Origin of the sequence: Chromohalobacter sp. HP20-39 (assembly GCF_033052815.1) — a bacterium.
Classification (GTDB): Bacteria; Pseudomonadota; Gammaproteobacteria; order Pseudomonadales; family Halomonadaceae; genus Chromohalobacter.
Window position 1 is genome coordinate 38968 of record NZ_JAWHTP010000006.1, and the last position, 14168, is coordinate 53135.

Genomic DNA, 14168 nt, shown 5'->3' on the forward strand with positions numbered 1-14168 from the left:
GATTCAGGGCGTGCAGGCGAAGCTGGGACCGGGCGCGGGCACCAGCGGCGCCTTGAAGTGCGCATTCAGCTCGGGCAACAGTTCGCGCACGAAGCGCAGGAAAAGCTCGGTCACCGGCGTGGGATAGCGATCCTTGGGATGCACGGTGCACCAGGAACGGCGCAGCGGGAAGCCGGGTAGCGTGGGTGACGCCAGCAGCCCTGAAGCAAGTTCGAGTTGGACCGCAAGGCGCGGCAACACGGCGACGCCGAGATGCGCCATGACCCCCTGCTTGATCGCCTCGTTGGTGCCAAGCTCCAGGGTATGACGTAGCGATACCCGCTCACGGGCGACGAAGTCCTCGAATGCGGTGCGCGTCCCTGAGCCGGGTTCGCGCATCAGCACGTAATAGCGCGTAAAATCCTCGAGCGTGGGCGAGTCGGCCGCCAGCAACGGGTGTCCGGGCCACACTACGGGGATCATCTCGTTGTCGAGGATCGGCATGAAGGCAAGGTTGGCGTCCTCGGGCACCATGCCCATGATCACCAGGTCGTCGCGCCGCTCGGCGAGACGCTCCAGCGCCTGACCGCGATTGCAGACGCGCAGGCGTACCTGCACCTCCGGGTAGCGGGCGCGAAAGCGTGCCAAGATGTGCGGCACGACATACTGCGCGGTGCTGACGGCAGCGAGATTGAGCTCGCCGCGAATGGTCCCCGCCAGTTCGGAAAGCTCCATCTGTAGGCTGGAAACCTGGCCGAAGATCGACTGCACCGAGGCGGCCAGCGCATCAGCAGCCGGAAGCACGTGCAGCGTCTTGCCCGCATACTTGAAGAGTGGCTGCTCGAGCGCCTGCTCGAGTTGACGGATCTGAGCGCTGACAGCGGGCTGTGTGAGACCTAGTTGTTCGGCCGCACGCGAATAAGACTGCTGCCGGTGCACGGCCTGGAAAACCTGCAATTGGCGAAAGGTCAGACGATTGAGCAGATTGGGTCGTGACATGACGCCCCCGGCGTGGTCATAAGCTATTGCTTATAGCTTGGCAAAAAAATATCAATTTTTCTATTGATCCTTCGGTGGGTAGCGTGAGAGTACGATAATGACAAGCACTCAGCGACCCAGAGGGCGTCACGATGGCACGCTGTGTCACGCGACGTCCGCAACCGGAGGGCAGACGGTGTTCAAGAAACTTCTCATCGCCAATCGTGGCGAAATTGCTGTACGCATTGTACGCGCCTGCGCCGAGATGGGCATCCGCTCGGTAGCGATCTACACCGAGCCCGATCGCTTCGCGCTACACGTCAAGCGCGCCGATGAGGCGCATTTCGTCGGCGAGGACCCGCTGGCGGGATATCTCGATCCACGGCGTATCGTCGATCTGGCACGCGAAACCGGCTGTGACGCGATTCACCCCGGCTATGGTTTCCTCTCGGAAAACACCGACTTCGCGCGTATCTGCGAAGATGCGGGGCTGGCTTTCGTGGGGCCGAGCGCCGATGTGATCGCGCGGATGGGCGACAAGACGGCGGCGCGCGCAGCGATGCGCGACGCCGGCGTTCCGGTCACGCCAGGCTCGGAAAACAACCTCGAGACGTGTGAGGAGGCCTTGTCGTTGGCCGAGACGATTGGGTATCCGGTGATGCTCAAGGCGACCTCGGGCGGCGGTGGACGCGGCATTCGCCGTTGTGACACGCCGGCGCAGCTCGAGCAGGCCTGGGAACGCGTGATCTCCGAGGCGACCAAGGCGTTCGGCAGCGCCGATGTGTTCATGGAGAAATGCGTCGTCGAGCCTCATCATATCGAGGTGCAGATACTGGCGGACAGTATCGGCAACGTGATCCATCTCTTCGAGCGCGACTGTTCGATCCAGCGCCGCAACCAGAAGCTCATCGAAATAGCGCCGAGCCCCCAGCTAACGCCCGAGCAACGTGCCTACGTCGGCGAAATGGCGGTCCGTGCGGCCAGCGCGGTGGGCTATGAAAACGCGGGTACCGTGGAGTTCCTCGTCAAGGGTAACGAGGTCTACTTCATGGAGATGAATACTCGCGTGCAGGTCGAGCACACCATTTCTGAAGCGATCACCGGGGTCGATATCGTGCGCGAGCAACTGCGCATCGCCGCAGGACTCAAGCTCGCCTACCGCCAGGAAGACATCCGCCACCATGGCTATGCCATCCAGTTCCGCATCAACGCCGAAGACCCCAAGAACGACTTCTTGCCTTCGTTCGGGCGTATCACGCGCTATTATGCACCGGGCGGACCAGGGGTGCGCACCGATACGGCCATCTATACCGGCTATACCATTCCGCCGTACTTCGACTCCATGTGCTTGAAGCTGATCGTGTGGGGCATGAGTTGGGAGGAAACGCTCGATCGAGGAATTCGCGCCCTCAACGACATGCGTCTGCAGGGGGTCAAGACCACCGCGCCTTATTATCAGGAAATCCTTCGCCACCCCGATTTCCGCAGTGGGCACTTCGATACCGGCTTCGTGCCCAATCATCCCGAATTGCTCGATTATTCGGTCAAGCGCAATCCCGAAGAAGTCGCCCTGGCGATTGCCGCCGCCATCGCCGCTCACGCCGGTCTATAAGGAGATACCCATCATGAATGCCGTGTCATCTTCCAAGGTCAACATCACCGACGTCGTGCTGCGCGACGGCCATCAATCGCTGATCGCTACGCGCCTGCGCACGGAAGACATGCTGCCCGCTTGCGCCAAGTTGGACGCCATCGGCTATCACTCGCTGGAAGTCTGGGGCGGGGCGACCTTCGATGCCTGCGTGCGTTTTCTTAAGGAAGACCCGTGGGAGCGCCTGCGTGCCTTCAAGGACGCGATGCCCAACACGCCGCTGCAGATGCTGCTGCGCGGCCAGAACCTGCTGGGATATCGCCATTATGCCGATGACGTCGTCGAGCGTTTCGTCGCCAAGTCGGCGGATAACGGTGTGGATGTGTTTCGTGTCTTCGATGCGCTCAACGATCTACGCAATCTGGAAACCGCCATGCGCGCGGTCAAGGCCAGCGGCAAGCACGCCCAGGGCACGATTTGCTACACGGTGAGTCCTGTACACACCCTGGCGATGTACGTGGATCAGGCCAAGCGCCTGGTCGACATGGGCGCCGACTCGATTGCCATCAAGGACATGGCGGGGCTGCTGACGCCGTATGCCACGAGTGAACTGGTGGCTGCCCTGGTCGAGGCCGTGGATGTGCCGGTTCATCTGCATGCCCACGCCACCTCGGGGCTGGCGCCGATGTGCCATCTCAAAGCCGTGGAAGCGGGGTGCCGGCATATCGATACCTGCATCTCGGCGTTTGCCGGCGGTACCAGCCATCCGTCGACGGAAGCCATGGTCGCTGCCTTTCAGGGCACCGAATACGATAGCGGCTTGGACCTCGAAGCGCTCAAGGAGATCGGTGACTATTTTCGGGGCGTGCGCCAGAAGTATGCCGCCTTCGAGAGCGAGTTCACCCGCGAGGACGTCTCGGTGCAGATCAACCAGGTGCCGGGCGGCATGATGTCCAACCTCGCCAATCAGCTCAAGGAACAGAACGCGTTGTCCAAGATCCGCGACGTGTTCAACGAGATTCCCCGCGTGCGCGCTGATCTCGGTTATCCGCCCTTGGTGACGCCGACTTCGCAGATCGTTGGCACCCAAGCAGTGATGAACGTGCTCACTGGCGAGCGCTACAAGACCATCACCAACGAGGTGAAGCGCTATCTTCAGGGCGGTTATGGTCATCCGCCAGCGCCGGTGGACGACGATGTGCGCCGTCAGGCCATCGGCAACTCCCCGATGGAGGAAGGACGCCCTGCCGATCGGCTGAATCCCGAGATGGCGCGCTTGACGAAGGACATCGGTGAACTGGCAGAAGGCGAGGAGGACGTGCTGACCTATGCCATGTTCTCCGAGCTAGGGCGCGATTACCTGCAGGGGCGGCGCGACGGCACGCTGGTCTCGGAGCCGATTCCCGCGCCCGACGCGGGAGACGCCAACCGGCCGGTGACCGAAGGCGTCCCCACCGAGTTCGTCATTGATGTGCACGGCGAGTCCTACGAAGTGCAGATCACCGGCGTGGGCGGTAACAGCGGCGGCAAGCGTCAAGTTTATCTGACCCTCGACGGCATGCCGGAAGAGGTCGTCTTCGAGGCCAAGGATGCCTTCGTCGGCGGCGAGACCTCAGGTCGCGCACGTGCTTCCCAGCCCGGCCATGTCACGACCTCCATGCCCGGCAATATCGTCGATGTGCTGGTGGCCAAGGGCGATCGTGTCGAGGAAGGCCAGGCGGTCTTGATCACCGAGGCGATGAAGATGGAAACCGAGGTCCAGGCACGGATCTCGGGCACCGTCGAGGCGGTCCATGTCGCCAAGGGCGACCGCGTGACGCCCGGCGAGGTATTGATCGAAATCACCTGACGGACACGTTGCTCATGCCCGTGGCGCCTAGCGATCAGGTGCCACGGGTCGGGCTTGTTCGAACAGGGTGCGCACTCGCTCCAGACGTTTCTGTACATGCTCGCTCTGTGGCCCGCTGGCGTCGAGGATGTGGGTGATGTGTGCCAGGTGGGTGTCGATCTCAGTGGCATCGCTGCGGGCGATGAGCGTGGGAATCGCTTCGAGCGCCGCGCGCACGTCGAGCTTGAGGATGAAGAACTGCTCGCGGACCAGCATCTTGAATTGATGCAGATCCAAGCTCTTGCCGAGCTCTTCACGAGTGGCCTTGAGACGCTGGAAATTGCGCTCATCGGTGGCCGGCGCGCCGCCCAGGATGTAGATCAAGGCACGCACCACCGCTTCGCGCGCGCCACCGCTGGCGATGCGCTCCTGCAAGGCGGCGCGTCGCGTACGCAGGAAGTGTTGATGCTCCGGTGCACGTCCGGGGTGGGGACGCACACGTGCCGTGTCCGGGGCGATGCCGGCGAGCGCCTGTAGCCAGGGCTGGCCGTAGACGTTCATGAACAGCGCCTCACTGATGCGGTCGCGCCATTCGCCATAGGCTTCGAGATTTTCTTCGATCCGGGTGGCCACGCTACGTTCCCATTGCGCCAGAGGATTGCCCAGTGTAAGCGGTTGGCGCTGGCGACGAATATGCTCGGCCAGTACCGGCACGGTGGACATTAAAGGATTGCGATCGGAAAGCAGCTTGTAGCCCAGGCGAATGGGGTGCAATCGCCGCATCCAGCGTCCTGCTTCTGGTGTCATGACGGCTTGTATCCACGGCTGCGTGTATTGTTGATACAGCGCTAGTCCGCTCTCAGACAGGCGCGCTACGGTGGCGAAGCGTCGCTCGTCATCATCGCGACGCTGTACCAGCGGTTGCAGGTCGTCGACGCCGCGCGGGCGAAATTCGAGCAGATAGTCCCCATCGGTGGCGTCCTCGGTCGCATCGCGTGGCGTGATGGCGGTTTCATACAAGCCGGGCGGCAGGACGTCGATATAGTCCATGTTGGCGGTGAATTCGGTGTGTTCACGGCGCGAGATACTACCCGATACGAAGATGCCCAAATGCCCGGTCGAGTCGTGTACGCAATAGACGATGGTCTGCTCGTTCGCGATGATGTCGTCCACGCCATCGTAGAGATCGGATACCCAGCCCAGCGCCTGGGGCGGTGGTGTAATGTTATCGCCTTGCGAGCAGAACACCACGATGGGCGAGCGGACGTTGCGTAGGTCGATGCGTCGCCCGTCGCGGGTGATCAACTGGGCAGTGCTCAAGCGATTGCCGATGAAGAGGTTGTCGACGATGTACTGTATTTCCTCGGCATTGAGCACGATATGCCCGCCCCACCAGCGCTCGAATTGCAGATAACGCTCGCTTTCGCCGTCGACGTCGGCGTAAAGCCGGTATTGTTTGCTCCACAGCGTATTTGCCGGGTTGAGGCGTTCGAAGTTCTGCACCAGCCAGGCCCCGTCGAACAGTCCTGCGCCCAGGTCGCCGGCAAGGGCGGTCAACCAGCTACCGCCGAGTAGGCCGCCGCTATAGCGCATGGGGTAGCGGCCGCGTTCGCCGGCCCAGTAGGACAGCGGTGCACCAGCGACGAGAATCGGCCCGAAGGCATCCGGCTCAAGGGCGGCGGCCATCATCAATTGCCAGCCTGCCTGACAATTACCGATGACCACGGGTTTTTCATTGGCCTGAGCATGACGAGCCCCGACCTCGCGAATGAAGGCGATCTCGGCATCGACGACATCTTCTACGTGTTGTCCTGGCACCGGAAACGGTAGAAAGCCGATGAAGTAACACGGATGGCCGGCGCGCATGGCGACGCCGATCTCGCTATCGGGCTTGAAGCCCCCGATGCCGGGCCCATGGCCGGCTCTCGGGTCGACGATGACGAAAGGACGCTTGAGCGGGTCGATCGCGGTGTCGGGTGGAGGCAGAATGCGCATCAACTCGTAGTTGACCGGGCGCGGCAGGTCGCGACCATCCATGAGCACTTCGGCCTCGAACCCCAGCACGTTGGGCTTGGTCTGCTCCATATGCTCGAGATACTGGTTGCCACGCTGACGCATGACATCCCAGTAGAGCACGCTACGTTCGAAGGTATCCTGCCAGTAGTCCTGCGTGGCACGAATCAGGCCGAAGGGATCGAAAACGGGGCTGGCGGCTTCCAGCCAAGCGGCGTGCATGGGAAACATGAAGGGCGCTCCTGGTCACGAATTGCTGCACTGCAATATTGAGCGTAACCCGAAAACGCGCGTCTGGCATGTGAAATCGACGCATACCGCAAATATGCGGTATGCGTCGCTGTGCTTCAAAGCGGCAAGCGACGTACGGCTCGCCGGCAAAGGTGCTGATCAATCAATAGCGTCGCCTACTTGAATGATCTTCATGGTGTTGGTGCCGCCATGCGCATTCATATGATCGCCACGTGTCAGGATGACGTGATCGCCCTGCTTGACGATGCCCAGCGAGATGAGGTTGTCGACTGCGTGGCGATTGAACTCAGTGGGCGCCAGATTTTGTGTATCGAAGGGCAGCGACACGACTCCGCGATACAATGCCATGCGACGCTGAGCGATTTCGGTGTGCGCCAAGGCGACGATCGGCAAGCCGGAACGTATGCGCGAGGCGATCAGCGGCGTATAGCCGGTGGCGGTCATGCATACGATGGCGGCGACCCCGGTGAGATGATTGGCAGCGTACATGGCCGATAGCGCCAGGGTTTCATCGATGCGGGTAAAGCCTTCGTGAATGCGATGCTGCGACTGCTGTGCGGCACGTTCGCGTTCGGCGCCAAGGCAGAGACGCTCCATGGCCTTGATGGTTTCCACGGGATAACTGCCCGCAGCGGTTTCGGCGGACAGCATGACGGCGTCGGTCCCGTCGAGCACGGCATTGGCGACGTCGAATACCTCGGCGCGGGTCGGCAGTGGCGATTCGATCATCGACTCCATCATCTGCGTCGCGGTGATCACCACTTTGTTAAGGCTACGTGCATGCTGGATGATGCGTTTCTGCACGCCGATCAACTGGGCGTCGCCGATTTCCACGCCGAGATCGCCCCGCGCGACCATGACGGCTTCACTGGCACGGATGATGTCATCCAATGTGTCGTCGTCGGCGACCGCTTCGGCACGCTCGACCTTGGCGACCAGGCCGATCTCGCTTCCCGCCTCGCCGAGCAAGTCGCGGGCCAGGCGCATATCGTCACCGTGGCGTGGAAAGGACACGGCGAGGTAGTCGACGCCGATATCGATGGCGGTCTTGAGGTCTTCGCGGTCCTTGTCGGTCAACGCCGAGGCGGAAAGGCCGCCGCCTTGCTTGTTGATGCCCTTGTTGTTGGACAGCTTGCCGCCGACCTTGACTGTCGTGTGAATCGCCGGCGCCTCGACGCGTTCGACCTTGAGCTCCAGGCGACCATCGTCGAGCAATAGCACATCGCCCGGGGCGACATCATCGGCCAGATCCTTGTAATCGCAACCTACCTGCTGGGCATCGCCGACATCACGCTCGAGGGAAACGTCGATGACAAAGGGTTGGCCCTCCTCGAGTGTGACTGCCTCGTCCTTGAAGCGTGCGATACGGATCTTGGGGCCTTGCAGGTCGCCCAGGGCGGCGACGGTGCGGCCGATGCGGGCGGCGGCGTCGCGTACTGCTTTCAGCCGCCGCCGGTGGTCGTCTGCGGAGCCGTGGGAGAAATTGAGTCGTACCACGTCGACGCCTGCGGCGATCATGTCCTCGAGGACGCCTTCGCGGTCGCTGGCAGGGCCCAGGGTCGCAACGATCTTGGTGCGGCGAATCGGACCGTGAAACGCATTCTGCATGGAATTCTCCTTGGCCTCATTAAAAGTAATGGCGGCTCCGTTCGAGCCATGTCGTTATTTTACTACATTGTGCCTCATCGTCTCGACAGGTGCGATGTGCAGCGGCAGCGTATCACTTTATCCATGACCGACATGCCCATAGGTTGGATGACGTGGGGGCCGCTTGCCAGTCTCGTGGTTCGGTCGGCATGCCAAGCGGCGGTGGGTTTTGCTTGCCGGTGGTCAGGTGTCGCGTCTAGTGTTTGGCAAGTCAGCGAAGTGAAGGTCGTCATGTGTCAGGTTCGCAGGCCCGCATTGTGACGGACTGGCGCGTAACGAGGCGCTAAGGTAGGGTAGGCGCATTTTTCGCCGGGCGGTCCCCGGTCACGACATCACTGCCGACGCCTTGCTAAAGAGCGTCGGCCATGCGAGCGGAGCATTATGGGCAAGTCACTGGTCATCGTGGAGTCGCCGGCCAAGGCCAAGACGATCAACAAGTATCTCGGCAACGATTTCGTGGTGAAATCGAGTGTCGGGCACATCCGCGACTTGCCGACGAGTGGCAGCGGCAAGAATGCCACCGATCCCAAGGAACGGGCCCGCCAGGCAGCGGCAACACGCAAGATGTCGCCTGACGAAAAAGCTACCTATAAAAAGCACAAGCAGTGGAGTCAGTTGGTGCGGCGCATGGGGATCGACCCCGAGCACGGTTGGGAAGCTGATTACCAGATCCTGCCAGGCAAGGAAAAGGTCGTCGCCGAGCTCAAGAAGCATGCAGAAAAGGCCGACGCCGTCTATCTCGCGACCGACCTGGACCGCGAAGGGGAGGCGATTGCCTGGCACTTGCAGGAAACCATCGGCGGCGATGCGTCCCGCTATCGCCGCGTGGTTTTCAATGAGATCACCAAGAATGCCATTCAGGAGGCGTTCAAGACGCCCGGTGAGCTGGACCTGTCACGCGTCGAGGCGCAGCAGGCACGGCGTTTCCTGGACCGTGTCGTAGGCTTCATGCTGTCGCCATTGTTGTGGGGCAAGATCGCGCGAGGACTGTCGGCGGGCCGGGTGCAGTCGGTGGCGGTGCGTTTGATCGTCGAGCGCGAGCGTGAGATTCGTGCCTTCGTCCCCGAAGAATTCTGGGATGTCCACGCCGATCTCGTGCCTGAAAAGGGCGATACGGCGCCGGTTCGCTTCGAGGTGGCGCGTCATAAGGGCCAGGCGTTTCGCCCCACCTCCGAACAGGAAACGCTAGAGCGTATCGCGCCGCTGCGCGAGGCCGCGCTGGCCATCACCGATCGTGACACCAAGCCGACACGTTCCAAGCCGAACGCCCCGTTCATCACCTCGACCCTGCAGCAGGCCGCCAGTGGACGCCTCGGGTTCTCGGTGAAGAAGACCATGACTCTGGCGCAGCGTCTCTACGAGGCGGGTTACATCACCTATATGCGTACCGACTCGACTAACCTCTCGCAAGACGCGGTGGAGAGTGCTCGGGCGTATATCGATGAGCGCTTCGGCCAGGCGTACCTGCCTGAGTCGCCCAACCGTTATGCCAGCAAGGAGGGCGCGCAGGAAGCACACGAGGCGATTCGCCCTACCGAGGTGACGCAAAATGCTGACGATCTAGCGGTGGAACGCGATGCGCAGCGCCTTTACGAGTTGATCTGGCGCCAGTTCGTGGCCTGCCAGATGGTGCCGGCGGAATACCTGGCGACGACGCTTACCGTCGAGGCCGAAGAGTTCGAACTCAAGGCGCGTGGTCGAGTGCTCAAGTTCGACGGTTACACGCGGGTGATGAAGCCGGCGGGCAAGAAAGAAGAAGATCAAGCGCTGCCGGATCTCGAGGAAGGGCAATCGATGACCCTGCAGGCCCTCGATCCCCAGCAACATTTTACCAAGCCGACGGCGCGTTATACCGAGGCGAGCCTGGTCAAGGAACTCGAAAAGCGTGGCATCGGGCGGCCTTCCACCTATGCCTCGATCATTTCCACGATCCAGGATCGCGGTTACGTCAAGCTCGAGAGTCGCCGTTTCTATGCCGAGAAACTGGGCGATATCGTCACCGACCGGCTGGCCGAATCGTTCAGCGACCTGATGGATTACGGCTTCACTGCACGCATGGAAGATCATCTCGACGAGATCGCCACCGGTAACCGCGAATGGCGTGAGCTGCTGGATGCCTTTTACGCCGAGTTCAAGGCCAAGCTCGAGCATGCCGAGGCCGAAGAGGGTATGCGGCCGAATCAGCCGGTGCCGACGGATATCGACTGTCCCACTTGTGGTCGTAAGATGCAGATTCGAACGGCATCGACCGGCGTCTTTCTAGGGTGTTCGGGCTACAACCTGCCCCCCAAGGAGCGGTGCAAGACGACCATCGATCTTATCCCCGGTGATGAGGCGGTGGCGTCGGATGCCGATGATGAAGCTGAAACCGAAGCCTTGCGCGCCAAGCGTCGTTGCCCGGAATGCGGCACGGCAATGGATAGCTACTTGATCGACGAGACCCGCAAGCTGCATATCTGTGGCAACAGCCCCGATTGCAGCGGGTATGAAATCGAGCAAGGCAAGTTTCGTATCAAAGGCTATGATGGCCCGACCATCGAGTGCGACAAGTGCGGCAGCGAGATGCAGCTCAAGTCCGGGCGTTTCGGTAAGTACTTCGGCTGTACCAACGAGAACTGCAAGAATACCCGCAAGCTGCTCAAGAGCGGCGAAGTCGCACCACCCAAGATGGACCCGATCCCCATGCCTGAGTTGGCCTGCCAGAAGGTCGAGGATCATTACGTGTTGCGCGATGGCGCCAGCGGCCTGTTTCTGGCGGCGAGTCAATTTCCCAAGAACCGTGAAACGCGTCCTCCTTTGGTCAAGGAACTCAAGGCGCACCGCGATGAATTGCCCGAGAAGTATCACTTCTTGCTCGATGCGCCGAGCGAAGACCCGGATGGTCGTGACGCGCAGATCCGTTTCTCGCGCAAGACCAAAAGCCAGTACGTGATGAGTGAGCGTGATGGCAAGGCCAGCGGCTGGCGGGCCGAGTTCGAAGACGGGAAGTGGCGGATCGAGGATAAGCGCAAATGACACCGAGAGGTCGTACCAATCAACTGCTCTATCATGCCCAGTTGTTATTGGATACCGCCTGGGCCGATGACGAGCATAGCGATGCCCAGCGCATGGCGCATGAAGAAGGCGCTCTGGTCACGCTGGAGCTGGCACTCAACGCGGCGCTGCGTGAGCTGACCGAGCATGCGCAACTCTCGCGTCACGATTGGCGCGAGCTGCTGGCCGATCAAGGCCCGTCACCCGCGGGTGTCGTGCAGTTGCGTGAGCTGGCGCGACGTGAAGGTAGCTGGCTGGAGCGCTTGCTAGCGCATCTCGAGTATGTACATGACATCGAGGGCGCGTCGCGTCGACGTACCGGTGGTTCGAACATGATCGCCAGCGCCTCTGGCATGGCCTTGTCCGATGAGCTCGACGCATGCATCGTGGCGTTCAAGGCCCAGCTCGACGAACTGCGCGAGACCAGCGAGGAGTGGTGACGCCGCATGCATGCGGTGGTATCCTGTAGACAATGAAAAGAAACGACCATGGCGTTTGCCTTGGTCGTTTTTTATTGGGACAAACGGGAGAATATAGCGTGTCCGATACCGCGATTCTGGAAATCGTCGAGCTTGCCGATGGCGAAGTCGTGCTACGGCCTTCCGAAACCGACGGCGAGCCATTGGTAAGCATTCGTTTCTCGGAGGAGGCGCTGGATTTATTGCGTCAGAGCCGCTTCGAGGTAGCGCGCGAGATGATCGATCATGCGATCACCCGGACGCGCTTGTGGGAAGGTAACGAAGAAGAAGCCCCGGAGGTCCCCGAAACGGTGCATTGAGGTACATTGCTTACTGATCAACACTGGTCTTGTCGCCAAGACGTCCGGTTGCCGATAAGTTGCCTGGTGTCGTCGTGTATGCCGTCATGAATTTCCTTCATGATCACTTGAAGGATATGCAGTGGTCATGGACGCTGTGGCACGGCAAAGTGAGCGCCCTAATCATAGAGCCGAGAGTCGAGAAACGCTATGAGCCAGTATCAGCCTCCATTTCGTGCTGACACCGTGGGTAGCCTGTTGCGCAGTGACGAACTCAAGCAGGCGAGACGTCGTTTCCACGCCGGGGAGAGTGACTACTCGGCGCTACGTGCCGTTGAAGACGCCGAGATTCGACGTGTCGTCGCCAAGCAGGAAGCGCTGGGTCTGAAGGCAGTCACCGATGGCGAGTTCCGCCGCGCCTGGTGGCATTTCGATTTTCTCGAAGGCCTCAAGGGCGTAGAAGGTTATAGCTCGGATCAAGGGATCCAGTTTCAGGGGCGTCAGACGCAGGCACGCAGTGTGCGCGTGACCGACAAGCTGGGTTTTGACCCCGAGCATCCAATGCTTGGACATTTTCGTTTCCTGGCGGATACGGTCGACAAGGCAACGCCCAAGATGACGCTGCCGAGCCCAAGTGTGCTGCACTTCCGTGGCGGTCGCCGCAACATCGACAGCAGTGTCTATCCTTCCCTTGATACCTTCTTCGCTGACCTGGCCGACACCTACCGTGACGTGGTCAAGCATTTTTACGCGGCGGGTTGCCGGTATCTACAGCTCGATGACACGGTCTGGGCGTACCTGTGCTCTGACAAGGAGCTGGCGGCGGCGCGTGAGCGTGGCGAGGACGCCGATCGTCTGCAACATATCTATGCCGAGGTGCTTAACCACGCATTGGCTGAGCGTCCCGACGACCTGCATGTCAGCCTGCACGTGTGCCGCGGCAACTTCCGCTCGACATGGATCAGCGAAGGCGGTTACGAGCCAGTGGCCGAGACGCTGCTAGGACGTGTCGACGTCGATGCCTACTTTCTGGAATACGACACCGAGCGGGCGGGCGGCTTCGAACCGCTGCGCTTTCTGCCTGAAGGCCGCAAGCAGGCCGTCCTGGGACTGATTACCAGCAAGAGCGGTGAGCTCGAGCCCGCCGATACGGTCAGTGCTCGCATCGCCGAAGCATCGCGTTATGCACCGCTTTCCCAGCTTTGTCTGAGTCCGCAGTGCGGCTTTGCCTCCACCGAGGAAGGCAATTTGCTCAGCGAAGCGCAGCAATGGGATAAGCTGCGCCATGTCGTGGATATTGCCAAGGCGGTTTGGCAAGACTGAGTCCAATCTTGCTCGTTGATACTGTGCGCCTCCGCATGCTCGCATGTGGGGGCGCTTTATCGTATAGAGACTCCATGCGGCCGAAACGTTGTTGATGCGGTATTTCTTGCTGTCTTCTCGTGCCATGTAACCAAAGGTTACCTTTTTTGTGCGGGGAATTATGATGCTGCTTAGTCTCATCGGTGTGACGATTCGGCGACGAATGGAAGCATCAGGAGCGCGTCATCATGGTCAGTGTGGGTAAATTTAACGCCTCTCAGGCAATTGATGTTGGCGATATTAGCGGTATTCGTATTATCCTGTGAGCGGTACATGAAGGGACCTGATGTATCAGGGCTTCATCACCATTCACAGAAAGGCTTTCAAGGAGAACGCAGATGTTGTCCAACAGTAAGAACACGCTCAAGCTTCTGGTTGCCGCTGGCTCTCTGGTCGTGCTGGCAGGCTGTGCTTCTCATCAGGAAGAGATGAAGAGCGACATCGCGCAGGCGCAGGCCGATGCGTCTGAAGCCAAGAGCATGTCTCAGCAGGCAATGAATGCTGCGCAACAGGCTCAGCGTGATGCGCAGGCTGCGCTTGAAGCGGCTCAGCGTAACCGTGCCGCGATGGACCGCATGTTCGAGAAGTCCATGCGTAAGTAATGGCTAGGTAGCATGAGCATGGGCGGCGCTATGCGTCCGCCCTGGAAAAGGGCCTCACTATTCGGTGGGGCCTTTTTTTATAGATGGAGCACCAACTATCGACGACGAGGATGACGCAACCTGGGG

10 protein-coding genes are annotated in these 14168 nt (G+C 60.7%); 7 read left to right on the top strand and 3 right to left on the bottom strand.

Annotated elements, in window-relative coordinates:
- Positions 1-3: 3 nt before the first annotated feature.
- Entirely contained in the window at positions 4-978 is a 975-nt protein-coding gene (locus tag RVY79_RS12875; protein ID WP_317464639.1) for a LysR family transcriptional regulator, read from the bottom strand.
- 175 nt (positions 979-1153) lie between these two features.
- On the opposite strand from RVY79_RS12875, the gene RVY79_RS12880 reads away from it, so the two are divergent.
- Together RVY79_RS12880 and oadA are read left to right on the top strand one after the other, a co-directional pair.
- On the top strand, positions 1154-2569 hold the full coding sequence (locus RVY79_RS12880; RefSeq protein ID WP_317464641.1) for an acetyl-CoA carboxylase biotin carboxylase subunit: 1416 nt from the start codon (positions 1154-1156) through the stop codon (positions 2567-2569).
- 13 nt (positions 2570-2582) lie between these two features.
- A complete protein-coding gene (oadA, locus tag RVY79_RS12885; protein ID WP_317464643.1) occupies positions 2583-4397 on the top strand; it encodes a sodium-extruding oxaloacetate decarboxylase subunit alpha in 1815 nt (604 codons plus the stop codon).
- Positions 4398-4424: 27 nt separating this feature from the next.
- Here oadA and RVY79_RS12890 read toward each other — a convergent pair whose 3' ends face one another.
- Entirely contained in the window at positions 4425-6620 is a 2196-nt protein-coding gene (locus tag RVY79_RS12890; RefSeq protein ID WP_317464645.1) for a DUF3141 domain-containing protein, read from the bottom strand.
- A gap of 159 nt (positions 6621-6779) precedes the next feature.
- A complete protein-coding gene (gene pyk / locus RVY79_RS12895) occupies positions 6780-8249 on the bottom strand; it encodes a pyruvate kinase (RefSeq protein WP_317464646.1) in 1470 nt (489 codons plus the stop codon).
- A gap of 420 nt (positions 8250-8669) precedes the next feature.
- Between pyk and topA the strand changes: the two genes are divergently transcribed.
- From topA to RVY79_RS12920, 5 genes are all read left to right on the top strand, one after another.
- Positions 8670-11303 (top strand): type I DNA topoisomerase, encoded by a 2634-nt coding sequence (topA, locus tag RVY79_RS12900; RefSeq protein WP_317464647.1) that lies wholly within the window; start codon positions 8670-8672, stop codon positions 11301-11303.
- On the top strand, positions 11300-11761 hold the full coding sequence (locus RVY79_RS12905; protein WP_317464651.1) for a DUF6586 family protein: 462 nt from the start codon (positions 11300-11302) through the stop codon (positions 11759-11761). The genes topA and RVY79_RS12905 overlap by 4 nt, the downstream gene beginning before the upstream one ends.
- Positions 11762-11859: 98 nt before the next feature.
- The gene (locus tag RVY79_RS12910) at positions 11860-12099 is read left to right on the top strand and encodes a hypothetical protein (protein WP_317464653.1); all 240 of its coding nucleotides are present in this window, start codon (positions 11860-11862) and stop codon (positions 12097-12099) included.
- Between the two features lie 189 nt (positions 12100-12288).
- Positions 12289-13401 (top strand): cobalamin-independent methionine synthase II family protein, encoded by a 1113-nt coding sequence (locus tag RVY79_RS12915; RefSeq protein WP_317464654.1) that lies wholly within the window; start codon positions 12289-12291, stop codon positions 13399-13401.
- 377 nt (positions 13402-13778) lie between these two features.
- Positions 13779-14042, top strand: coding sequence for an Lpp/OprI family alanine-zipper lipoprotein (locus RVY79_RS12920; protein WP_317464656.1), 264 nt, complete (start codon positions 13779-13781; stop codon positions 14040-14042).
- Positions 14043-14168: the final 126 nt, after the last annotated feature.

Excerpts from the sequence above, each read along its gene's own strand:
- RVY79_RS12875 (WP_317464639.1), bottom strand. The coding sequence starts at position 978 with ATGTCACGACCCAATCTGCTCAATCGTCTGACCTTTCGCCAATTGCAG.
- oadA (WP_317464643.1), top strand. The coding sequence starts at position 2,583 with ATGAATGCCGTGTCATCTTCCAAGGTCAACATCACCGACGTCGTGCTG.
- RVY79_RS12890 (WP_317464645.1), bottom strand. The coding sequence starts at position 6,620 with ATGTTTCCCATGCACGCCGCTTGGCTGGAAGCCGCCAGCCCCGTTTTC.
- pyk (WP_317464646.1), bottom strand. The coding sequence starts at position 8,249 with ATGCAGAATGCGTTTCACGGTCCGATTCGCCGCACCAAGATCGTTGCG.
- topA (WP_317464647.1), top strand. The coding sequence starts at position 8,670 with ATGGGCAAGTCACTGGTCATCGTGGAGTCGCCGGCCAAGGCCAAGACG.
- RVY79_RS12905 (WP_317464651.1), top strand. The coding sequence starts at position 11,300 with ATGACACCGAGAGGTCGTACCAATCAACTGCTCTATCATGCCCAGTTG.
- RVY79_RS12915 (WP_317464654.1), top strand. The coding sequence starts at position 12,289 with ATGAGCCAGTATCAGCCTCCATTTCGTGCTGACACCGTGGGTAGCCTG.
- RVY79_RS12920 (WP_317464656.1), top strand. The coding sequence starts at position 13,779 with ATGTTGTCCAACAGTAAGAACACGCTCAAGCTTCTGGTTGCCGCTGGC.